22 protein-coding genes are annotated in these 22103 nt (G+C 31.3%); 9 read left to right on the top strand and 13 right to left on the bottom strand.

Translation table 11 applies throughout. From position 1 onward, the window contains the following. The first annotated feature begins 60 nt into the window (after window positions 1-60). The 4 genes from ACHRVZ_RS00770 to ACHRVZ_RS00785 all read left to right on the top strand — a co-directional run bounded on the left by ACHRVZ_RS00770 (window position 61) and on the right by ACHRVZ_RS00785 (window position 5039). Window positions 61-591, top strand: coding sequence for a DUF6155 family protein (locus ACHRVZ_RS00770; RefSeq protein WP_395420108.1), 531 nt, complete (start codon window positions 61-63; stop codon window positions 589-591). A gap of 111 nt (window positions 592-702) precedes the next feature. Continuing rightward, window positions 703-2244, top strand: a complete 1542-nt coding sequence (locus ACHRVZ_RS00775; protein ID WP_395420110.1) for a DEAD/DEAH box helicase — start codon at window positions 703-705, stop codon at window positions 2242-2244. A 105-nt stretch (window positions 2245-2349) separates the two neighbouring features. Continuing rightward, window positions 2350-3684, top strand: a complete 1335-nt coding sequence (locus ACHRVZ_RS00780; RefSeq protein WP_395420112.1) for a DEAD/DEAH box helicase — start codon at window positions 2350-2352, stop codon at window positions 3682-3684. A gap of 83 nt (window positions 3685-3767) precedes the next feature. Continuing rightward, complete coding sequence (locus ACHRVZ_RS00785) at window positions 3768-5039, top strand: NAD(P)/FAD-dependent oxidoreductase (RefSeq protein ID WP_395420114.1); 1272 nt, start codon at window positions 3768-3770, stop codon at window positions 5037-5039. Window positions 5040-5218: 179 nt separating this feature from the next. On the opposite strand, the gene ACHRVZ_RS00790 is transcribed toward ACHRVZ_RS00785, so the two are convergent. After that, entirely contained in the window at window positions 5219-6448 is a 1230-nt protein-coding gene (locus ACHRVZ_RS00790; RefSeq protein ID WP_395420116.1) for a multidrug effflux MFS transporter, read from the bottom strand. A 151-nt stretch (window positions 6449-6599) separates the two neighbouring features. Here ACHRVZ_RS00790 and ACHRVZ_RS00795 point away from each other — a divergent pair, with 151 nt between their 5' ends. Both ACHRVZ_RS00795 and ACHRVZ_RS00800 read left to right on the top strand, forming a co-directional pair. Further along, entirely contained in the window at window positions 6600-7019 is a 420-nt protein-coding gene (locus tag ACHRVZ_RS00795; protein ID WP_395420117.1) for a hypothetical protein, read from the top strand. A 94-nt stretch (window positions 7020-7113) separates the two neighbouring features. Continuing rightward, the gene (locus ACHRVZ_RS00800) at window positions 7114-7497 is read left to right on the top strand and encodes a hypothetical protein (protein ID WP_395420118.1); all 384 of its coding nucleotides are present in this window, start codon (window positions 7114-7116) and stop codon (window positions 7495-7497) included. Window positions 7498-7712: 215 nt separating this feature from the next. Here ACHRVZ_RS00800 and ACHRVZ_RS00805 read toward each other — a convergent pair whose 3' ends face one another. Further along, on the bottom strand, window positions 7713-8156 hold the full coding sequence (locus ACHRVZ_RS00805) for a hypothetical protein (RefSeq protein ID WP_395420120.1): 444 nt from the start codon (window positions 8154-8156) through the stop codon (window positions 7713-7715). Window positions 8157-8307: 151 nt separating this feature from the next. On the opposite strand from ACHRVZ_RS00805, the gene ACHRVZ_RS00810 reads away from it, so the two are divergent. Continuing rightward, a complete protein-coding gene (locus ACHRVZ_RS00810) occupies window positions 8308-8850 on the top strand; it encodes a hypothetical protein (protein ID WP_395420121.1) in 543 nt (180 codons plus the stop codon). Between the two features lie 232 nt (window positions 8851-9082). Here ACHRVZ_RS00810 and ACHRVZ_RS00815 read toward each other — a convergent pair whose 3' ends face one another. The 9 genes from ACHRVZ_RS00815 to ACHRVZ_RS00855 form a co-directional block, all read right to left on the bottom strand. Further along, a complete protein-coding gene (locus ACHRVZ_RS00815) occupies window positions 9083-9742 on the bottom strand; it encodes a hypothetical protein (RefSeq protein WP_395420123.1) in 660 nt (219 codons plus the stop codon). A 1-nt stretch (window position 9743) separates the two neighbouring features. Next, window positions 9744-10265, bottom strand: a complete 522-nt coding sequence (locus ACHRVZ_RS00820; RefSeq protein ID WP_395420124.1) for a hypothetical protein — start codon at window positions 10263-10265, stop codon at window positions 9744-9746. Between the two features lie 159 nt (window positions 10266-10424). Then, the gene (locus tag ACHRVZ_RS00825; protein ID WP_395420126.1) at window positions 10425-10979 is read right to left on the bottom strand and encodes a hypothetical protein; all 555 of its coding nucleotides are present in this window, start codon (window positions 10977-10979) and stop codon (window positions 10425-10427) included. Beyond that, a complete protein-coding gene (locus ACHRVZ_RS00830; RefSeq protein ID WP_395420128.1) occupies window positions 10972-11169 on the bottom strand; it encodes a hypothetical protein in 198 nt (65 codons plus the stop codon). Before ACHRVZ_RS00830 ends, ACHRVZ_RS00825 begins: the two co-directional genes overlap by 8 nt. A 103-nt stretch (window positions 11170-11272) precedes the next feature. Beyond that, complete coding sequence (locus tag ACHRVZ_RS00835) at window positions 11273-11662, bottom strand: hypothetical protein (protein ID WP_395420129.1); 390 nt, start codon at window positions 11660-11662, stop codon at window positions 11273-11275. A 111-nt stretch (window positions 11663-11773) separates the two neighbouring features. After that, window positions 11774-12280, bottom strand: coding sequence for a hypothetical protein (locus ACHRVZ_RS00840; protein ID WP_395420130.1), 507 nt, complete (start codon window positions 12278-12280; stop codon window positions 11774-11776). Between the two features lie 2 nt (window positions 12281-12282). After that, complete coding sequence (locus ACHRVZ_RS00845) at window positions 12283-13002, bottom strand: hypothetical protein (RefSeq protein ID WP_395420131.1); 720 nt, start codon at window positions 13000-13002, stop codon at window positions 12283-12285. A 307-nt stretch (window positions 13003-13309) separates the two neighbouring features. After that, window positions 13310-14503 carry a hypothetical protein gene (locus tag ACHRVZ_RS00850; protein ID WP_395420132.1) on the bottom strand — a complete coding sequence of 398 codons (1194 nt, stop codon included), beginning with the start codon at window positions 14501-14503 and terminating at the stop codon, window positions 13310-13312. A gap of 83 nt (window positions 14504-14586) precedes the next feature. Beyond that, window positions 14587-14913 (bottom strand): hypothetical protein, encoded by a 327-nt coding sequence (locus tag ACHRVZ_RS00855; protein WP_395420134.1) that lies wholly within the window; start codon window positions 14911-14913, stop codon window positions 14587-14589. A 677-nt stretch (window positions 14914-15590) separates the two neighbouring features. On the opposite strand from ACHRVZ_RS00855, the gene ACHRVZ_RS00860 reads away from it, so the two are divergent. Next, on the top strand, window positions 15591-17507 hold the full coding sequence (locus ACHRVZ_RS00860; RefSeq protein WP_395420135.1) for a DUF294 nucleotidyltransferase-like domain-containing protein: 1917 nt from the start codon (window positions 15591-15593) through the stop codon (window positions 17505-17507). Window positions 17508-17509: 2 nt separating this feature from the next. Further along, window positions 17510-18106 (top strand): PolC-type DNA polymerase III, encoded by a 597-nt coding sequence (locus tag ACHRVZ_RS00865; protein WP_395420136.1) that lies wholly within the window; start codon window positions 17510-17512, stop codon window positions 18104-18106. 83 nt (window positions 18107-18189) lie between these two features. On the opposite strand, the gene acs is transcribed toward ACHRVZ_RS00865, so the two are convergent. After that, on the bottom strand, window positions 18190-20097 hold the full coding sequence (gene acs / locus ACHRVZ_RS00870) for an acetate--CoA ligase (protein ID WP_395420137.1): 1908 nt from the start codon (window positions 20095-20097) through the stop codon (window positions 18190-18192). 497 nt (window positions 20098-20594) lie between these two features. Then, complete coding sequence (gene ilvC, locus ACHRVZ_RS00875) at window positions 20595-22064, bottom strand: ketol-acid reductoisomerase (RefSeq protein WP_395420138.1); 1470 nt, start codon at window positions 22062-22064, stop codon at window positions 20595-20597. Between the last annotated feature and the right edge of the window lie 39 nt (window positions 22065-22103).

Consider the following 22103-nt stretch of genomic DNA (forward strand, 5'->3'; position numbering starts at 1 on the left):
TTGGTTTTTGCGGTATGAATCAAGAAAGTAATTTACTTTTGTAGTCTTAAACATTTATTAATGAGTAAGCGTGATTTAAAAAAATATTTAGGCGAATTAAATAAGGAACAACTCGAAGAACAAATCATTGAGTTGTACGAGAAGTTTAGCCCTGTAAAAAAGTATTACGATTTTGTTTTTAACCCGAAAGAAGATAAACTTTTGCAGGAATGCAAGGTTAAAATCTCCCAAGAATACTTTCCGATAAAAAAACCAAATGCCAAATGGCGTCCAAAAGCCAAATTGCGTCGATCTGTTGCGCAGAAATACATCAAACATTTTATTTTATTAGGTGTCGATCCGTTTGTAATTGCCGATATTATGCTTTACAATATCGAAATTGCGCAAACATATTCATCACAAAATTTAATTAAGCAGGAATTATTCTACAAAAGCATGTTGAATTCATTTGAGCAGGCCGTTAATTTTTCGATTTCAAACGGAATTTTGCCAAATTTCAAAGAAAGAATTTTAGCTATTCAACAAGAAACAATTCAACAAAAATGGAAAAACAAGTATGATTTTGAGGCAATTTTAGAAAAAATCGACTGATAAAATTACTTCTCATAAAAAATCTTATTTAAAAAAATCATTTATTTTAGGTTAAAATAAGATGAATAACTGTTTTTTAGGTGTATTTTTGCAAAAATCCAAAAATTAACAATGTCTCAAAACACTTTAGAAATAGAAAGAGAAGAGAAAAAAGAACTTTATGCATACCAAAAGGGCGATATTGATGCCATTTTTGAACGTTTAGACAATGCTCCTTCGAAACATCATTTATTGTATCAATTACCAACTGGTGGTGGAAAAACAGTAATTTTTTCCGAAATCGTTCGTCGTTATTTAGCCAATAATGATAAAAAAGTGGTGGTTTTAACACACCGTATCGAACTTTGTAAGCAAACCTCAAAAATGCTAAAAGGGTTTGGCGTTTCTAACAAAATTATCAATAGTAAAGTAAAAGAATTACCGGATCAAAACGAATTTTCTTGTTTTGTTGCGATGGTAGAAACTTTAAAAAACCGTATAAATGACGAAAAATTACATTTAGATAACATTGGTTTAGTTATTATTGATGAGGCACATTATAATTCATTTAGAAAATTATTAAACTCATTCAAAAATGCTTTTATTCTTGGAGTAACTGCAACACCTTTGAGTTCGAATATAAAATTACCAATGCACCAAAGTTACGATGAACTTATTGTGGGAGACACTATTAGTTCATTGATTGACAAAGGTTTCTTGGCAAGAGCAACAACTTACAGTTATGATGTTGGATTAACATCGCTAAAAGTTGGTATCAACGGAGATTACACCGTAAAATCTTCAGACGATTTGTATACAAATACCATCATGCAGGAAAAACTTTTGCATGCATATACAGAACGTTCTCTAGGTAAAAAAACCCTGATTTTCAACAACGGTATTCATACTTCATTGTACGTTTACGAAACGTTTAGAGAAGCAGGTTACGACATTAGACACTTGGACAACACAAGTAGTTCTGAAGAACGTAAAGATATTTTGGCTTGGTTCAAAAAAACTCCTGATGCGATTTTAACTTCTGTCGGAATCTTAACAACAGGTTTTGATGAACCAACGGTTGAAACTATTATCTTAAACAGAGCAACAAAATCGTTGACTTTATACTATCAAATGATTGGTCGTGGATCTCGTAAATTACCTGGTAAAGACGAGTTTACGGTTATTGATTTAGGAAATAATGCAGCGCGTTTTGGATTATGGAGTGAGCCTGTAAACTGGCAGCATATCTTTAAATCACCCGAATTTTATTTGGAGAATTTACGTGATGATACTGAAATTGAGTTATATTTCAAATACAGTATGCCACCAGAATTGCGTGCAAAATTCAGTAAAACGGCTGATGTAACTTTTGATGTTGATGAAGAACATAAACTTATCATTAAACAAAATTTACGTTCTAAAGTAGTACTAGACAAATCATTAGAGCAACACGCCGCAATGTGTGTTGACAATACTGAAACATTGCAAGAAGCAAAATCATTAGGAAAAGAACTTGATGACGATATTGACTGCCGTATTAAACGTTATGCAAAATGTTTGAGTCAATGTAGTAAAAACTACCGTGAATGGCTTGTTGATGATTATAAATTAAAACTGGTTTTATTGATTGGTAAAAAATACCGCGAAAAAATCATGAATGAACCGGATGAATAGGAAAGTTAAAAATGTTTCACGTCTCAAGTTTCAAGTTTTCTGAAACGAAAAGACCACCTGAAACTTGAAGCTTGAAACAAAAAAAAATATAACAAAAAATAAAAGATGTCTAAACAATTCTCATCATTAGGAATTTCAGCACCAATTTTAAAAGCTTTAAGCGAATTGAATATTGTTGAACCAACAGAAATTCAACAAAAAACAATTCCATTACTTTTATCTGAAAGTCATGATGTTGTAGGTTTAGCAAAAACCGGAACTGGTAAAACAGCTGCTTTCGGATTGCCATTATTGCAATTAATCGATACTGAATCGCCAATAATTCAGGCCATAATTTTGGTACCAACGAGAGAACTTGGACAACAAATTTTTAAAAATCTAGAAGATTTTGGAAAACATATTCCAAATATATCTATAGCAACAACTTGTGGTGGAATTCCAATAAAACCACAAATCGAACGATTGACGCAACCTACGCATATTGTTGTAGCAACGCCGGGACGTTTAATCGATTTGATTCAACGTAAAGCAATTGACTTAAAACAAGTACAATATTTAGTTTTAGACGAAGCCGATGAAATGGTTTCAATATTAAAAGAAAGCTTAGACGAAATTGTTGCGGAACTTCCTAAAAAACACCGCACTTTGTTATTTTCGGCAACTTTACCAGGAACAATTAAACAACTGGTTCAGAATTACTTAAACAAAAATGTAGTTCAAGTAAGCGCTAGCATGGAAACTGTTGGTAACCAAGGAATTGATCATGAATATATTGTGGTTGACCCAATTGAAAAACTAGATGTTTTGATGCACTTTTTAAATTCAAAAGACGGAGAACGCGGTATTATTTTCTGTAAAACTAAAGCTGCAGTTAATAAATTAGCCAAAAACTTAGCTATAAATCGTTTCTCATCAGGGGCACTTCACGGTAGTTTATCACAAGGAATTCGTGACAGGATTATGGAGCAATTTCGCGAAGGACATATCAATATTCTGGTTGCAACTGATTTGGCTGCAAGAGGAATTGACGTAAAAGAAATTTCTTATGTAGTAAATTATCATTTACCAGACACTTATGAAGCTTACGTTCACCGTAGCGGAAGAACTGCAAGAGCAGGAGCAAAGGGACTCTCTTTAACTGTTTTACAAGAGGAAGAAGTAAATGAAATTCCGGAATTTGAAAAAGAATTAGGTATTAAATTTACTCAGTTTCAAAAACCTTCTGTTATCAGTTTAGAGGAAAACAATACGCTTTTATGGGCGAAACAAATCTTTAAAACAAAGCCAAATCACGATATTTCTGCCGATTTAAAAACGAAAGTAAAAACAGTTTTTCATCATTTAACTAAAGATGAATTAATTGAAAAACTAATGGCCAATTACGTCCTTCAGAACAAAATCGATGTAGTTGAAAAACCTGTTAAAAAATTCAAAAAGTAACATTTTAAGCGACTGCATTTGTAAATTTATGTTGTACATTTAGGAGGTATTTTTTTATAAAACCTACCTAATAGACATCATATATGAAAATAGTCATTATAGGAGGTGGTTTTGCAGGAATTAATCTCGCAAAAGAGCTTGTAAACCACCCTCAAATACAAGTAACACTTGTAGATAAAAATAATTATAATTTTTTTCCGCCACTTATATATCAGGTTGCTACGGCATTTTTAGAACCTTCGAGTATTAGCTATCCTTTTAGAAAATTTTTTGCAGGCAAAAAAAACCTTCAGTTTCGTTTAGGCGAACTACTTTCTGTAGTTCCGGCTGAGAATAAAATAATTCTTAACAATGGCGAATTAACATACGATCATTTAGTTTTTGCTACCGGAGCTGAAACAAGCTACTTTGGCATGGAAAACGTAATGAAGAATGCTATTCCGATGAAAACTCTAAATGATGCCATCGAAATGCGTAATGCGTTGCTTAAAAACCTTGAAAAAGCCGCAATTACTAAAGATATTCGTAAACGACGTAAATTATTAACGATTGTTGTTGCTGGTGGAGGACCAACAGGAGTAGAGGTTTCAGGAATGTTTGCTGAAATGCGAAAAAACATTCTCCTTAAAGAATATCCTGAATTAGAAACATCTGCCAGTAATGTTTATTTGGTCGATGGGGGAGATGCACTACTCTCGCCTATGAGCAAAGCCTCACAAGAGGATACTTTAGAAGCACTAACAAAATTAGGAGTTGTCGTTAAACTGCATACCCGCGTTACTGATTATGTCGACGATACCGTATATTTTGCTAACGGAGAAACCATTAAAACTAAAAATTTAATTTGGGCTGCCGGAGTTTCTGCCAAGATATTTGAGGGAATTCCAACTGAGAGTTACGGACGAGGAAAACGTATGGCTACAGATCAATACAATAAAGTAAATGGTCTTGAAAACATTTATGCAATTGGTGATACTGCCATTTTAGCCGGAGATAAAAATTTCCCTGATGGACATCCGCAAGTGGCACAAGTTGCGATTCAACAGGGATTAAATTTGGCTAAAAACTTTAAAGCCATGACTCAAAATAAACCTTTAAAAGCATTTGCCTACAATGACAAAGGTTCAATGGCAATTATTGGAAAAAATAAAGCTGTGGTCGATTTACCAAGTCCAAAATGGCATTTTAAAGGATTTTTTGCATGGATCATTTGGTTGTTTATTCACTTAATCTCTTTGATAACCTACAGAAATCGATTAAATACGTTTTGGAACTGGATGGTTGCTTATTTCGCAAGAGATCAATCTCTTAGAATGATTATCAGACCTGAAAAAAGATCTTTAGAAGATAAATAAATTTTTATCCGATTTTTAAAATTTCAATAAAAAAAGCCAGAATTTTTAAGTTCTGGCTTTTTTTATATTATTATTTGTCATTTCGAGGAAATAGAAATCACACTAGTAACTCAACAAAGATTATCACTATGAGGAATTTCGTGTGACAATATTTATGAGAAAATTGAAAATTGTAACTCTTAGTGTCCAATCATAATATCATCATCCGCAGACAATTCGATTTTTTGTTTGATAAAACGTTTTCCAATATTTAAAACAATAAAGGCAATAATAGTTGTTGTAGTCATAATAGCAACCATTGGCGCAACAGACTCTTTTACAAAAACTCCAACAGCAAAAGAAGCCAAAGCACCCAAACCAAGCTGAATTGCACCCATTAACGCAGATGCGCTTCCAGTATTCTTAGCAAATGGTGCTAGTGTTAATCCGGCCGTATTAGGATTTGAAATTCCTAGGCAAGCTAGAAATAAAAATAACATTCCAATCGTTTCATATAATCCTAAAAGGTCATTTAACGCTAATATTAGAAAAATAATACTGATTACAGATTGCGAAATCAAGGCTCCAAAAATCATTTGCTCACTAGAATACTTTTTCAATAAAGCTGAATTCAATTGACTTGAACCAATAAAACTCACAGACATAAAAGCAAATATCCAACCGTAAGTTTTTGCGTCTACATGATAAATATCCATAAAAACGATAGGAGAGGCCGCTACGTACGAAAATAATCCAGAAAAAGCTATAGCTCCAGTAAATGCATAGGTATAAAATTGAGGTTCTTTAAGTACTTTTAAGAAGTTAGTAATAATTGGCTTTGGTTTTAATGATATTGATGTATCAGGTTTATAAGTGTTTGGTAAACCAATTTGTGAAGCAATTAGAATAATAATTCCCATACACATTAAAATAAAAAAGACTGTATGCCAGCCGTAATCTTCAGTTACATAACCACCAACAGTTGGCGCTAACATTGGCGAAAGTCCTACTACAAGCATTAATAATGAAAACACTTTTGGAATGTCTTTTACAGGAAATAAATCTCGAACCATTGCTACTGAAGCTACTGTAGCAGCGCAACTACCAATAGCCTGAACAAAGCGTAAAAGTATAAACGAATCGATATTGGTTACATAAATACAGCCTAAAGATGCCAGAATGTAAACCATTAATCCAATAAATAAAGGTTTTTTACGTCCAAAACGGTCTAATAAAGGCCCATATAGTAATTGTCCTGCCGAAATCCCGATAAAATAGCTGGATAAACTCATCGAAACTTTAGCCACTGTAGTATGCAAATCTTTGGCAATACCTGAAAAACCAGGTAAGTACATATCAATTGAAAAAGGACCAAGTGCAGTTAAAGAACCTAAAATAAGTATAAGTTGAATGTATTTTTTTGTTGTCATTTTCTTAAAAAATTGCTTTTAATTTTTTGCAAAGGTAAAGATTTCATACCTTGTTAAATAATTAAAACCATCTTAATGAAGTTTCGATAGCATTACGCAGTATTTAGTTTTTAAAAGCATTTAAAAATATTAATCTAAAAATCAAAGAATTATGAGAAAGTACATGTTATTATTAGCCTTTATTTTTACAACAATTTCATTTGCACAAACGATCACGTCTAAAAAAGAAGATGCAAGTCCGGAACAGTATGCACTGCTCGAAAAAGTGAATAAATATTATCCCGACATTACTTTAAACAAAACGGTTACAAACTTTTACGCTGACGGAAACATTATTGACACGCATCAGGAATTTGATTTGGCAAATTCAAAATTCTCAAGTTACAAAATTGGACTTGAGCCAGATAATAAGAAATTATTATTCGAATATGTTTCAGATGAAACCGGAAAAGTTTACGGAGATGTAACACTTTTCAAAGGAAATGCCTTAAGAACAACTTTTTCAGAAAAAAACAATGAAATAAATGTTTCTCTAAACGGCAAATCTGTTTACCTCAAAAAACTTAAATAATATTGCACTAAATAAAAAGCATTCGCTGTGGCGAATGCTTTTTTGCTTTATATTTGAAGCTTATTTACAAAACCTAAGTTTTACATACTATTAAATGAAAAAATATATTCTATTATTACTGTTAATTTCTTTTTCAGCGCATTCACAAATAAATAAGTTTACCGGAACCTGGAGTACTGAAAATTGTAAAAATTGCAGTAAAGAATACATTTTAACCATTTCAATAGCTCAGTCAAATGGTAAAATTATTGGTACCGCAGAAGTTATAAGCAAAAACACTGAATTAAGCACTGATGTTATGGAGGTTACTGGATATGCATCAACTTTAGGAGAAAAAGCATATATCACCTTAAAAACAAAAAATAATCTTAGCACAAACGCTGTTCTTTACGCAAACGAATCTACTTTACAATTCACTAAACGCGGAGGGTCTGATTTAGTTCCGAAAGAAACATTTCTAACAAAACTTTACGAATAGTATAAACACGGATAAACTCATATGAAAAGGAGTTTTCAATATGTACATATTTTGACCTATAATTTATAGTATGAATTACAGAATGTCCAAGAAGATGTTAACAACTTTATTAACAGTGGGTATTTAGTCCTTTTTTGAGAAAATCTAATATATAAAAATTTTGAACATAAAAAAACCCCGTTTTATTGGGGCTTATTTATTGGTTCGATTTAGGCTTATTTTATTTCATTCAATAATTTTCCATCGACATAATATTGAATAACTCTAGTTTTATCTTTTAGCTTATACAAGGTTCGAACAACAGAACCCGCAAACAATCGAACATCTCCACTAACCATAGTCCCATCTTTTAATTTATAAAAATAATCTAAAGCAGTATTTGATTTACTTATAGACACTCTGTAAGCATCGCAATCTTTTGGAGTTTGATATAGAAAATCAGTAGTTAATATTTCCTGAACCTTTAAATTATTGATTATATTATTTGTAACCTGCCTACTAACAAGTATATCTGGATAGAACTGATTTACTTTTTTAATAAAATCATATTGATCAAAAGAAACAACTTCTGTTTTCTCAAGATATATTTTAACATCAGTGTCCTGACAATAAACAGCGGAAGAAAACATTATAGTAAGTAATAAAGTAATTTTTTTCATATAGTTAATTTTGTGAGTTTAAATCTATTAAAGATTTCCAAATATAATGCCAATAATTTTAATTTCACTTTGTCAATTGCTATAAAAGAATAAATAATTATATTTAAAAATTCTTACAGGATAAAAAAAAACTAACCAATCATTAAAAAAAATGAGAACAAAATTACTAACATTGATTATTTTACTTACAGGACTTAATTGTTACTCTCAATTAGATGGATACAAAAAATTAACAAAAGGTCAATGCAAGATAAATCATAAATGCAATACAGAATATAAATATGATGATTTTGATGAAATTTGGCATTATAACACATCATTTACTGATAATGCACTTTCAAAAGATGGACTTTCATACATCATCAGTAAGACTGTTGACAAAAAAAACAACAAACAACAAATTGAATTAATGTTATGGGGAAATAGTAAAGGTTGTCGCACGAAAGAATCTTATGTTCATATACAATTTAAAAATGGAGAGAAGATAAAAATATCAAACGCTTACACTGATATTGACTGTGGAATCTCTATGATAAGTATAAAAATTGATGATTATATAGATTTATTACAAAAAGAACCGATTGAAAAAATAAGAATATTTCTTGATGGAAATGAAGACTTCATAATAAGCGAGAAAGAACAAGTTAAATTTTTCAATAACTTAAAATGTATAAAAAATATAGATATTAGTTAAAAAATAAGCCTTTGTAAACTAATACAAAGGCTTATCTATTATATAATCATTATGATATTGTCTAGAAATATAATTACCCGTTTTTCTATTGTAAATATTAATGTAGTGATAGTGAAATCCAACATTTTTACACCAGTTATGTAAGTAAAATATAGATTTACAAAACTCTATTTTTATAGGTGGCACACTTTTATCTTTATTAAATATAGTGCAACTGTAAGGAGTTGGAGTATTATTTGCCATTATCGTAAACCGATATATGTACATACATCCTAAAGTCAGATGAATTGGAGTCGTAAAAAACACAAACACTGTCAGAATTAGAAATACCTGCTCTATAATTTGGTAAATCATCATTATGAATTTTCTGTACATAAACGTCTGAGTTCATCATTCCTGTACCATCATCAGAGCCAAAACCACCATATAGAGTACCTATCATTCTATCTCCAAAAAGATTCTCCCAAGAAACATCACCAATTAATGTATTTTTCAAAACCTTAACAGCTAATCCAGAGGAAGAAGAACCATAGTAAACAATGGCTTTATACTCTTTTGTTTTAGAATCACTTGCAGGAGATACATAAGGAATTGTCAAAATTGATGCATGAACAAAAACAACAGTATCATAAGAATTGTAAAATGCGTTTAAAGGAATTACAGAAGTATCATTAGTAGATAAATCGTTCATAAAACCTATAACATCTAAATTAGGATTTTCTAAAATGGTTACACCTGTTATTCTTGAACCATCCACATAAAGCGCAGTAGGAAAAAAATTAGTATTAATACCATTAACAGTATAACAACGTCTACCATCAAAAATAGATTCAAATACCTCTTTAGTTTTTAAACTAAAATTATCATCAAAATATTGAATAAATGCAATCATATTAATTAAATAGTGGGGCTTTTTTCAAGTCCGAGGTTGATAAATATTTCTTTAAATCTGCTTTTAAATCACGTCTTGTAATAACGTAATAACAACCTATGACATAAGGTACTGTTGCAGGATTTTTTACTTTGAGCAACTCGTTTATTGTTTCTTTTTCATTTTCAAAATTTGAAAAAGGTTCGGTTAACCAAGTGTACCAAGGAGCGTCTTTTGTTTGCTTATTTGTACCTAACCAAACTGCTAAAGATTCTGCAATAGCATGAACATCTTTACGAGGTGTAATTTTGTTCAATTCAATCTCTTTAGTAACTGGGTTAGAAACTGCAATTTTTAAATCCTTTTCCGCATTTTCAAGTTCTTTTTCCTCTGCATCTTGAGTAAACTTATCATACCATTTTTTTAACAATGGATAAAACACAATTATACCTGTAATGAGAATCCAATATTGTTGCAGAAAGTCAAAGAGCCAAACTGTATTGGCTTGGCTCTTTGTTCTATTTGTTATTTCTCTTTGAGCCATCGCTTATTTTTTCTTAAATAATTTATAAGCTAAAAACCCTGCTAAAGCAACTAATACAACATTTGCAATAGTCTTATTGTTTGCGTAAAAAAGTTTGATTTTATCTAACATCTTGTTTAAATTTTTGAATTAATAATTTTTATCTTTTTGAGCGTTTGTTTAGACTGTAACGCTGTAAACAGTATAGCAAAAAAGTAGTACAGGAATAATTAAGTAATTGAATTTAAATTTCTTTTTTGCCGTTACCGTAACGTTATTAAGATTGAAAGTTCCGATAATATCAATCGCATCTTGTATATCCGAATCCAAAACATAAGAAGCTTCTTTACCAACTTCATTTTTAATTATTGCTCTAGCAATAGTTATCAAGAAAACAGCATCAACGTTTTTTATCTTTTCGTCGGGTTGCAAACCACAAGCCTTAGAAACAGCACTTATATACGCTTTCGTATCATTTTCGGATGGCGGAGCATATCGAGAAATTATCTTAGTAATTGTATCGTTCCCTTTGTCAATATTATTAACAACTACACGCAACATTGCACGAATACCAAATTTGATTTCGGTAAACTGTTCAAATGCCTTACCGGAATCTGTGTTATCAACAAAAGGAATTTTACCAACCCAATTATTAGAAGCTACAAATCTTAGATTGCCCGGATTATTATTACGAATACCTCTCGTTTTATCTTTTTGACCTAAAAAACTACTCATGCGCTTCGTTAATTAAAGATTCATCCTGTAATTGAAGAGGACGAGTAGAAGCTTTTGCGTCTTCTTTACCTAAATCAAGCTTTTCTAATTCATCAGATACAACTTGAATACCTTTCAAAATTGCAGTAACAACTGCACCATATTTTACTATAATTCCTATTACGGATAAAATTGTTTTTAAACTTTTCATCTTTTAGTCCCTTTAAGTTGTTTTCTTTTTTCTAAATACTCTTTGAGTAAATCAACCCCCTCATGAAGTATCAGAGGGAGAAATTTTAATAATACCTTAAACATTAGTTCGAGCGTATAAATGTGCCTGCATAACCACCGTTTTTCGCACGTGGATTAATAACAAACGCCATTCCGTCTATCACAACTTTACCGCCGTTTTTCTGCATTGTTCCCCAATGAAATGATTGAACACCTGTTTTGGTGTTAGTAAATGTGCATGCTACCGAACCAAACCAACCCTTTTCGGAAAGATTAGATTTTGAGGTTGTTACACATTTTATCGCAATCAATTCTCCATTAGATAATCTCCAACCTGTTGTCAAATGCTGTTCAACACCTTTATTTGGACCCGAAGAAGGGGTGTAAGTAGTATTTTTTGCACCTGAATGCTTAACTTTTTGTTGGTTACTATTCTGATTGTTTGAATTATAACCCTTTTTACCTTGTGCCATTATTTTATAATGTGTTTGATTAATAGTATGATTTCAGCCATCTTTTTTAAAATTATTACTGCCGAATCTATCAGAAATACTATGAGATAGATTCGATAGTAATTTCTAGGCTTATCGTTTTTTTGCAACTCTTTTGCCTGTGTTATTGCGATCACGTCTTATAAACCAAATCAATGCAATAAGACCAGCGACAGCACCAATAACAATTTTCCAATTTCTTTCAAACCAAACCTTTATTGTTGAACTTACAACAGTAGCACCAACCTGACCACTTCCTTCAACAAATCCTGCACTTAAGCCGTCATTGATTCCTGTAGCAACAGATTTAGCAAACATGTTAGAACCCGCATTTGCGATAGCACCAACGGTATTAGCTGAACTTTGTTCTAAAGCTTTTGTTTGAGCATTCCAATAGTCGGCTTCCGCTTGTCTACCTTGTGCTTCCGCTTCTTTTGCAAGTTTTTTAGCTTCCACAGCATCAGTAACTTTTCCGATTACTTGCTGAGCAATTCCTCCAACGCCTGGTACAAAACCAACAGCAGTAGTAGCAACTTTTACCAAGTTTTTAAACGAGACATTTTTTTTAATGGATTGCCCAATTTTTTTAAAAAATCCCATAATTACACAGATTTAAGCGCCCTTACGACGAAATTAATAACCGCCCCTTGAGATTTATTAATCTCAATTCCAACAACAGCCACTAAAGGCAATGTTAGTCTATCTGTTAAACCTTGTAACACTTTTCCATCTGAAAGAACCGCTTGAATTGGGTCAATATCACGACTTAACGTTTGCAATTCAAATGGAAGATATTTAACAACTTGTCCATTTTGGAACTGATAAGATAAATCACTCACAGAATCATCAACTGTCATAATTGCCAAATCAAATCCTTGTACGTCGATTTTTTTGTTAAACTCCTCAGAAGCAACTGTTTTTTGTTCGAAAAAATACAAGTTGTTTGTCGCTACAGGCTCTTCAATTCCGTATAAATCGTAACGTTTAGCCACAACCAAATCTTCTAAAAGTATTTTAATACTCTCTTTTTCAGCAAGAAAAACAGAACCCTCCTCAGATATTTCACATAAAGCAATCAAAGCATTATCTTCATCTGACTGTGTATTTTCAGTACCGTAAGTACTCGCTAAAATGAAATCTTTAAGCAAAACTTTGTTTGCCAAAATGACATTCGAACCGTTTCCGCGCTCAATGTAGACGCTGATTTTTTCAGTGCTCAAATCCGACAAAGCCAAATCACTTGAAATAATCAAAGAACCGATTGATTTTGTTACTGTTAATTCTGGCGATTTTTTAACGCCTGTAATAGTTGCAATTTTCATTTGTTATAAATTTTATTTGTTTAATTTCTTTCACAAAGATTATTGCAACTACAAAAAAGGGTTAAGTAATTTTGATGATTTTTGATGTTTTTTGAATAATTTTGATGATTTTTAGACTATCATTTTTAAGATAATTCTACAAAATACCGTACTTAATTAAATCAGAAATCATCAAATAAGACCGCTTTAATTCAAGGCTATCTATAATAACCTGATACTCTTTAAGAGCAGTATTATAACTTACTCCAAGCAAATGCATTAATTCAGTCTTAGTTACTTTTTGGCTTGTATTCAGTGTTTTCATGGCTTATAAAAATAAAAGTTGGTGTTCATGGAATAATTCAGAATCAAAATCATTTACTAATTTTTCCTTTGTTCTAAATTCATGCAGATAGAAATGCAATTTATTATTGAACCAGTTTATAAGTGGTTTTTCGGTAATCATGTCTAAATCTTCAAGTAAAAGATTTAAAGCAACGATATAAGATATATCTTGATTGTTTGCGTAATATTCTCTAAACAGAGATTTTGCAAGACGCTTTTTTATTGTTGTTGAAGAAAGAACAACCTTTTTTAAACGCTTGATTATAGGATTAAATTTTGTTATTTGAGATTGTAAAAAATCAAAATCAAAAAGAATAATAAGCTTTTCTTTATTGATTTGACTTTTCCCAGTATTCTCTCGAAGTTCAAAAAAACCTTTATTTGCTATCTTCAATAACTCATAAAGATTTGCTTTATCAAAAACACCCCAAGTCATTGCCTGACTGACACTTGAGTCTGCTTTAGAATATTCATTTAGTCCTCTGAAAAAAGCTGAATTTAACTGATATTCAAAACGCCAAACATTGTCATTTTTCAAACCATTATTAGCGTAATAATCATTTATATACGGCTTTTCTGTAAGCTGCAAAGAGAGCGTTTTGTTATAGCATCGTATTATTTTATCAGATGTTCTTTTTCCAATTTGGAAGCCGTTAAGTATTGATTTTCCTTTGTAGGTTTCAAAATAGCTTTGTAAATTTTTTGGACGCCCCGAAATAAGGTAGTTACCTGCAACAACATTACTATATAAATTACGATAAGAATTGTTGATATCAGACTTATCAAGGCATATATCAAGTCTATTAACAGACTTAAAAAAGTAGTTGGTTTCATCGCAGAAAGCATTTATAACACCTCTTAAGGCATCGTTTGATAATGTATAAAATAGGTTGTTTTCAAATTGTAGTTGAGCAAATTGTTCACTCATAATTGCAGAGCGTGGTCTTGCGGTATAAATTCCAATTTTTAAATCTTCATAATATAAATCTGCTCTAATCTCAAAAATCTTAGTTCCATATTCGTATGGTTTTAAACGAAATTTTGAATGTTCGGGAAATTCTCCGAACGGTTGACCCTCGAGATTAATAATTAAGTAATCTATATTTATAAGAGTAGGTTTTAAATTATTGTTTTTGAATTTAGTTTGGGCTTGATGCCTTTCTTTATATGAAATCATTATTTTTTAGTAGGTTTGAGTGAGTTAGTTGCCGTTATACCCTACGGCAACAATTGAAAAATCGAAAGGGGAGTAGCAAAAAATTAATTTTCTAAATTTTGCCAAAGCGAATAATGATTTTTAGGCAAGTCGTTAATTGTAAATTCCTTTTTAGAAACAGCTTCTGTTATTTTCTTTTCGATTTCAAAAAATTTGTTTTTATAATTTGAAACTTGAGAATTAAAAAAAACATTTATTTGCTGACCAATTTTTGTAATTTCTCTAATAGTAAAATCATGCTGATGTTTAAGACCAATCAAATCGACAGTTTCTACAGGATTTTTTGAATACTCATTTAAATCGTAATTTAATCCAGCTAATTCTAATATTAAATTTTCTCGTTTTTGAATTAAAAGTAAAATTGTTGACATATATTAAGGAGTTAAAAGATTATGTTTCAATAACTTTCTAAGGAGAGTTTTACAGGAATCGCAATAAAAGATAAATTCATGCAAAGCCTGATTTTGACGAATTATAAAACAATCCTTTTCTATGTGAATGGAAATTCCTACTTTCGAACCTCGAACACGTATATGCAATATTTTATGTGCAAGATGTTCAGTTTTACAAAATGGACGGATTTTTTTCAAAAAGGTTTTTGCATTAAATTTTGTTAATCGCATTGAGTCTACATGAACAAGTAATAAGACATAATTTTCTAATGAGGAGCGTTTTAAAGCCATGGTTTATTTGTTAATAAGTTACATGACAAATGAACTATAATTTATATTATGTAAAATAGAATATTTAGAAACTTCCCTTAACCTAGGATCTCTTATCGTTCAATTTTTGGCGTTTTAAAATAAGACTCATTTCAAACCTATTACAAATGAACCATTTACCAAACATTTATTCTTTTATTTGTAAGACGAAATTTAAAAATCACGAGACAATTGCGATTTTAAACACTAATAAATCATTTTAAAGCCTCTAAATCAGTTAATCTTAACATTTATTTAAAATAATTATATTCTCGCGCAGATGCTTTCATTGTAAGACTTTATTTTATTATTTTTACATTCGATACTTTAAAAAAATTATCAAACATATGAATACAATTGCTGAGCATATTGCAGATTTTTTAAAAGAATACCCGCCATTTGATAATTTAACTTTTCAGGAATTATCTGATATTGCTACAAACATTCGTGTTATCAATTTAGAGAAACATGCTGTATTGTTTCAAAATAACGATTTGCTACATGATAGTTTTTATGTAGTAGCTTCTGGTATCATAAACTTGACCACAATTGCAGATGCTGAAGAAACTATTATAAATAAATGTCATGAAGGTGATATTTTTGGCTTACGTCCGTTTTTTGCTAAAAACAATTACATGATGACGGCTAAAGCGCGTGAAGAAAGTATTATTTATGCTATTCCAATTGCCGTTTTCAGGCCTTTTGTCGCTAATAATTCTGACGTACTTAACTTTTTGTTAGAGAGCTTTGCAATTAATTCAAGACATACAAAAGATAATATAAATTCTAACGGAAAATTAATTTCTGACACTGCTTTTTATGTAGATCAGCAATCAGAAATGCAATACATACAGTCGCTTGCGTACAACAATTCGCCATTAACAACAGAATCAAACAGTATCATAAAAGATGTTGCTATTTTGATGACAGATTCTATGGTTGATAATGTCGTGATTTGCGAAAAAAACAATCCAATTGGAATTGTTACAAATGCCGATTTATCTTCAAAAATTGCAACGGGACGCTACCCTATTACTGAAACAATTGACAAAATCATGTCGTCACCGGTTGTTACTGTTATTGAAAATGTATCTCTTGCAGAAGCGCAATTGTTGATGTTAAAAAATAATGTTACGCATTTATGTGTTACTAAAGATGGCACAAGTAAATCTGCTGTTAAAGGAATTATATCTGAGCACGATTTAATTGTTGCTCAAGCAAGTAATCCCGGTGTTTTGATTAAAGAAATTAAACGTTCTCAATTACCAAAAGATTTAAAACAAATTCGTGATCGTCTGTCTGATTTAATTCAAAATTCGATTCAGAAAAATATTCCAATTTCTCATATCAGCAATATTGCAAGCGAAATCAACTTAGCAATTATTAAACGTGCTGTAGAATTATCTATTCTAGACTTAGGCTCACCTCCTGCCCGATTTGCGTGGTTAAGCATTGGAAGTCAAGGTAGAAAAGAGCAGCTTCTATTGACGGATCAGGATAGTATCTTAATTTTTGAAGATGTTGCACCTGATAAATACAGAGAGGTAAAAGACTACTTTTTAAGATTGGCAAAAAGAACCACTTCTATACTTGAAAAGGTAGGTTATGAATTTTGTCCAAACGGACATATGGGAAGCAATATGTTATGGTGTAAATCATTGACAGACTGGACAAAACAATACAATAGCTGGATGAATACTCCAGGTGAAAACAGCAATGATTTAAGTAGTATTTTCTTTGATTATGAGATTGTTTTTGGTGAACCAAAGATTGAAGAAGTTATTGAAAATGTCATTTTTAAAAATGCAGTAAACAATACCTTATTCTTTGATTTCTTAGGAAATGATGCTTTAAAAAGAAATTCACCTTTAAGCTTCTTTAAGAAATTTATTATTGAAGAAGAAGGCCCGCATAAAACAAAATTTGATATAAAAACACGTGCATTAATGCCATTAATTGACTCTGCACGTTTATTAATTTTAAATGCCAATATAAAAGGAATCAAAAATACTTATTTGAGATTCAAACAATTAGCTATTACAGATTCTAAAAATGCAGAGATATATTTAAGTTGTGCCGAAGCTTTTTTAACCCTGTCAAAATTTAGAACCGTTGAAGGATTAAAAAATGATGATTCCGGACAATATATCAATTTAAGAGAAATGTCTAAAACGGATAAAGAGAAGTTAAAAAATGCCTTAACCCCAATGAAAGACCTTGAGGAATTAATTAAGAGTAAATTTCAACTTACACAATTCTCATAAATATGCTAGACTGGATTAAAAATATCAATAAAGAGTATCCGGATTTCTGGAAGGAATACTTAAATAAATTCGAAACCAAACCTAACAGATTTGTAGTTTTGTCTACTGAGACTTCAGGATTAAACCCGAATAAAGATGTTATTTTGTCTTTGGGAGCTTTTTCTGTGGTTGACGATAGTATTTCTATAAAAGATAGCTTTGAAGCAGTTTTATTACAGTACAAATTTTTGCAGGACAACGGACTTTCGAATGAATTTATTATTGAAAGCAAAATGCTCAAAATGCCTGAACCAGATGCAATAGAAGCTTTAATAAATTTTATTGGAAATTCAATTTTGGTTGGTCATCATATTAATTTTGACATTGAAATGCTAAACGCAGCTTTGGAACGTTTGGATTGCGGAAGACTTAAAAATGAAGCTCTGGATGTTGATATGATGTACCGAAAATTAATGGACATTAATGACAAACAATTCTCTCTCGACGATTTAAGCGAGATTTACAAAATCCCAAAAAGCGACAGAAACTCTTCTTCTGAAGATGCTTATAAAATTGCTCTTTTGTTTTTAAAATTAAAATCTCGATTGGGAATTAAATAGTCAAAAGAATAATTTCAAATTTAAATATAAAAAAAGCCTCTTAAAATTAAGAGGCTTTTTTATTATCTATAAAATTCGAGTTATTAAATTCTTTCTTTCATAATTTCTTCTACAATTTCCGGATTTAATAATGTTGAAGTATCTCCAAAATTAGAAAAATCTCCTTCGGCTATTTTGCGTAAAATTCTACGCATAATTTTTCCTGAACGTGTTTTTGGTAAACCAGAAACAAACTGAATTTTATCTAATTTAGCAATTGGTCCAATATGATCTGAAATATATTGATTAATCTCTTTAGTCAAGTTAGTTCTGTCACGAACTTCTCCGGTTTCCTTTAAGATTACAAAACCATACAAAGCATTTCCTTTAATGTCATGTGGAAATCCAACAATTGCAGATTCAGCAACAGCAGGATGCTCGTTGATTGCATCTTCAATAGGAGCTGTTCCTAAATTATGACCTGAAACAATCACAACATCATCTACTCTACCCGTGATTCTGTAATACCCTACTTCATCTCTTAATGCTCCGTCTCCTGTAAAGTATTTTCCAGGGAAAGCCGAGAAATAAGTATCTTTGTAACGTTGGTGATCTCCCCAAATAGTTCTGGCAATTCCTGGCCATGGAAATTTAATACATAAACTTCCAACAACTTGGTTTCCTTCAATCTCGTTACGTTTTTCATCCATCAAAACAGGCTGAATTCCTGGTAATGGTAAAGTTGCATATGTTGGTTTTGTTGGGGTTACAAAAGCAATTGGCGAAATCATAATTCCACCTGTTTCTGTTTGCCACCAAGTATCAACAACCGGACATCTTTTATCTCCAACGTGGTCATTAAACCAGTGCCAAGCTTCTTCGTTGATTGGCTCTCCAACTGATCCAATAACTTTAAGTGATTTTAGAGGATATTTTTGAATATAATCTAAACTTTCTTTTGCTAACGAACGAATTGCTGTTGGTGCTGTATAGAATTGTGTAATTTTATGTTTTTCGATAATATCCCAAAAACGGCTAAAATCCGGATAAGACGGAACTCCTTCAAAAATTACAGTTGTTCCTCCATTTAATAATGGACCGTATAATATATAAGAGTGACCAGTAATCCAACCAATATCTGCAGTACACCAAAAAATATCATTTTCTTCGTGACTGAAAACATTTTTAAAAGTATACGCTGTATAAACCATGTATCCTGCAGTAGTATGCACCATTCCTTTTGGCTTACCTGTTGATCCTGAAGTGTATAAAATAAACAACAGATCTTCAGCATCCATAATTTCAGCAACACTATTATCTAATGCTACATCTAATAAAGGCTGTAACCATTCGTCACGTCCTTCTTTCATTTTAATTTCAGTCTTAGTCCTTTTTACAACTAAAACTTTAGAAACTGATGGACAAGTATCTAACGCTTCATCTACAATTCCCTTAAGATCAATAGTTTTGTTCCCTCTGTAACCTCCATCTGAAGTAATAACCATTTTACACTCACAGTCATTAATTCTCGCAGAAACTGCTGAAGCAGAGAAACCAGCAAAAATAACAGAGTGAATTGCTCCTATTCTTGCACAAGCCAATACAGCAACTGCTAATTCAGGAATCATTGGCAAATAAATACAAACTCTATCTCCTTTACGGACACCTTGGTCACGTAAGACATTTGCCATTTTTGAAACTCTCTCGTATAATTCGTTATATGTTATATGTAAAGCTTCTTCAGAAGGATCATTTGGTTCAAAAATAATTGCAGTTTTTTCTCCTCTTTTGCTTAAATGTCTATCGATACAATTTTTTGTAATATTAACTTTTGCTTCAGTAAACCATTTTACTTCGGCATCAGCCATATTAAAATCAACTACTTTTTCCCATTGTTGGTACCAGGTAAAATTTTCCTCAGCTATTTTTCCCCAAAACTTCCTTGGTTCCCTTATTGACTTATTGTAATGTTTAAAATATTGTTCTAAATTTTCAATTTTATAATAACTCATATGTTTTTGGAATTTTTTTATAAATGTATTAAATATCAGCGTATTCTTAAAATTATTTAATTCATAAATTTTAGCAAAAAAAAACACATATTAAAAAAAATATTGTCTTTTTATACATAAAATATAAAATTTTACTTTTTGAAGTAAAAAAGCACAGCGCAAAAAAGGCATGATAAATAAATATCATGCCTTTTTAATTATAACAATTTCAATAACAATTAATTTTGCAATTCTGCATTGCAGTGCGTTTATCCTATTTTGAAAATAGCAGCATCTTTATTAATTAAAACGAAACTTCAACAAGTATATTCATCACTAAATACACTCCCTTCATTAGGGATCAGCTTCACTTAACTTACTTAATAACAGAAGTTAAGTGAATGCAATATGCATCTATATCCATTTTTTTTTAATAAGTGCTTACTAATTCAAAATATTATATAAAACAGTGATACAGCGCAGACCCCACATTCAAATCTGTGGTAATTCCCAATTTGTTATCCAATTTTTTTCATTGCAGTCATAGATTCTCTCAACCATGCTCCTACTTCTTCAATAGGATGTTGACGAATTTCTTTGTTCACTGCGATTAATACAGCATTATCTACTCCGTTTGAAGTTGAGAATGGTTTTCCTATTATATTCGTTTCAACAGTTTTCATATAATCAGTCAATAACGGTTTACAAGCATGGTCAAATAAATAACAACCGTATTCTGCTGTATCCGAAATAACGCGATTCATTTCAAACAATTTCTTTCTTGCAATTGTGTTTGCAATCAAAGGTAATTCGTGTAATGACTCATAATAAGCTGATTCTTCAATAATTCCAGCTTCTGTCATAGTTTCAAAAGCCAATTCAACACCAGCTTTTACCATTGCAATCATTAAAACTCCATTATCAAAATATTCTTGTTCTGAGATTGGAGCATCTTGTGGAGCTGTTTTTTCGAAGTTAGTTTCTCCTGTTGCAGCTCTCCAAGTCAATAAATTTACATCGTCATTAGCCCAGTCAATCATCATATTTCTAGAAAATTCTCCAGACATGATATCATCTTGGTGTTTTTGAAATAATGGACGCATAATATCTTTTAACTCATCTGCAATTTCATAAGCTTCGATTTTTGCAGGATTAGAAAGACGATCCATCATATTTGTAATACCACCATGTTTCAAAGCTTCAGTGATAGTTTCCCATCCGTATTGAATTAATTTTGAAGCATATGCAGCATCGATTCCTTTTTCAACCATTTTATCGAAACATAAAATAGATCCGGTTTGTAACAATCCGCAAAGGATAGTTTGCTCACCCATTAAATCTGATTTTACTTCAGCTACGAAAGATGATTTTAAAACTCCCGCTTTATGTCCTCCTGTTGCAACTGCATAAGCTTTTGCTTGGTCTAAACCAAAACCATTTGGATCATTTTCCGGGTGAACTGCAATTAAAGTTGGTACACCAAATCCTCTTTTGTATTCTTCGCGAACCTCAGAACCAGGACATTTTGGAGCACACATAATTACCGTGATGTCTTTACGAATTTGCATTCCTTCTTCAACAATATTAAATCCGTGAGAATAAGCTAAAGTTGATCCGTTTTTCATTAATGGCATAATGGCAGTAACTACAGCAGTATGTTGCTTATCCGGAGTTAAGTTACAAACTAAGTCAGCAGTTGGAATTAATTCTTCATAAGTACCTACTTTAAAACCGTTTTCAGTAGCATTTTTATAAGAAGCTCTCTTTTCAGCAATTGCATCTGCACGTAATGCATATGAAATATCTAAACCTGAGTCTCTCATGTTTAAACCTTGATTCAAACCTTGTGCACCACAACCTACAATGACAACTTTTTTTCCTGCAAGTGCAGCAATCCCGTCAGCAAATTCTGATTGCTCCATAAATTCGCAAACTCCTAATTGTTCTAATTGTAATCTAAGTGGTAATGTATTGAAATAATTTGCCATTTTGTTTTTAATATTTAATGAATGTTGTAATTTAATATT

Origin of the sequence: Flavobacterium sp. FlaQc-57, assembly GCF_044007395.1 — a bacterium.
Taxonomy (GTDB): domain Bacteria; phylum Bacteroidota; class Bacteroidia; order Flavobacteriales; family Flavobacteriaceae; genus Flavobacterium.

What these genes read in the sequence shown, in the direction of transcription:
- ACHRVZ_RS00835 (WP_395420129.1), bottom strand. Translation starts at nt 11,662, where the DNA reads ATGGCACAAGGTAAAAAGGGTTATAATTCAAACAATCAGAATAGTAAC.
- ilvC (WP_395420138.1), bottom strand. Translation starts at nt 22,064, where the DNA reads ATGGCAAATTATTTCAATACATTACCACTTAGATTACAATTAGAACAA.
- ACHRVZ_RS00840 (WP_395420130.1), bottom strand. Translation starts at nt 12,280, where the DNA reads ATGGGATTTTTTAAAAAAATTGGGCAATCCATTAAAAAAAATGTCTCG.
- ACHRVZ_RS00790 (WP_395420116.1), bottom strand. Translation starts at nt 6,448, where the DNA reads ATGACAACAAAAAAATACATTCAACTTATACTTATTTTAGGTTCTTTA.
- ACHRVZ_RS00830 (WP_395420128.1), bottom strand. Translation starts at nt 11,169, where the DNA reads ATGAAAAGTTTAAAAACAATTTTATCCGTAATAGGAATTATAGTAAAA.
- ACHRVZ_RS00815 (WP_395420123.1), bottom strand. Translation starts at nt 9,742, where the DNA reads ATGATTGCATTTATTCAATATTTTGATGATAATTTTAGTTTAAAAACT.
- ACHRVZ_RS00795 (WP_395420117.1), top strand. Translation starts at nt 6,600, where the DNA reads ATGAGAAAGTACATGTTATTATTAGCCTTTATTTTTACAACAATTTCA.
- ACHRVZ_RS00800 (WP_395420118.1), top strand. Translation starts at nt 7,114, where the DNA reads ATGAAAAAATATATTCTATTATTACTGTTAATTTCTTTTTCAGCGCAT.
- ACHRVZ_RS00805 (WP_395420120.1), bottom strand. Translation starts at nt 8,156, where the DNA reads ATGAAAAAAATTACTTTATTACTTACTATAATGTTTTCTTCCGCTGTT.
- ACHRVZ_RS00785 (WP_395420114.1), top strand. Translation starts at nt 3,768, where the DNA reads ATGAAAATAGTCATTATAGGAGGTGGTTTTGCAGGAATTAATCTCGCA.
- ACHRVZ_RS00865 (WP_395420136.1), top strand. Translation starts at nt 17,510, where the DNA reads ATGCTAGACTGGATTAAAAATATCAATAAAGAGTATCCGGATTTCTGG.
- ACHRVZ_RS00850 (WP_395420132.1), bottom strand. Translation starts at nt 14,503, where the DNA reads ATGATTTCATATAAAGAAAGGCATCAAGCCCAAACTAAATTCAAAAAC.
- ACHRVZ_RS00780 (WP_395420112.1), top strand. Translation starts at nt 2,350, where the DNA reads ATGTCTAAACAATTCTCATCATTAGGAATTTCAGCACCAATTTTAAAA.
- ACHRVZ_RS00860 (WP_395420135.1), top strand. Translation starts at nt 15,591, where the DNA reads ATGAATACAATTGCTGAGCATATTGCAGATTTTTTAAAAGAATACCCG.
- ACHRVZ_RS00770 (WP_395420108.1), top strand. Translation starts at nt 61, where the DNA reads ATGAGTAAGCGTGATTTAAAAAAATATTTAGGCGAATTAAATAAGGAA.
- ACHRVZ_RS00820 (WP_395420124.1), bottom strand. Translation starts at nt 10,265, where the DNA reads ATGGCTCAAAGAGAAATAACAAATAGAACAAAGAGCCAAGCCAATACA.
- ACHRVZ_RS00855 (WP_395420134.1), bottom strand. Translation starts at nt 14,913, where the DNA reads ATGTCAACAATTTTACTTTTAATTCAAAAACGAGAAAATTTAATATTA.
- ACHRVZ_RS00825 (WP_395420126.1), bottom strand. Translation starts at nt 10,979, where the DNA reads ATGAGTAGTTTTTTAGGTCAAAAAGATAAAACGAGAGGTATTCGTAAT.
- ACHRVZ_RS00845 (WP_395420131.1), bottom strand. Translation starts at nt 13,002, where the DNA reads ATGAAAATTGCAACTATTACAGGCGTTAAAAAATCGCCAGAATTAACA.
- acs (WP_395420137.1), bottom strand. Translation starts at nt 20,097, where the DNA reads ATGAGTTATTATAAAATTGAAAATTTAGAACAATATTTTAAACATTAC.
- ACHRVZ_RS00810 (WP_395420121.1), top strand. Translation starts at nt 8,308, where the DNA reads ATGAGAACAAAATTACTAACATTGATTATTTTACTTACAGGACTTAAT.
- ACHRVZ_RS00775 (WP_395420110.1), top strand. Translation starts at nt 703, where the DNA reads ATGTCTCAAAACACTTTAGAAATAGAAAGAGAAGAGAAAAAAGAACTT.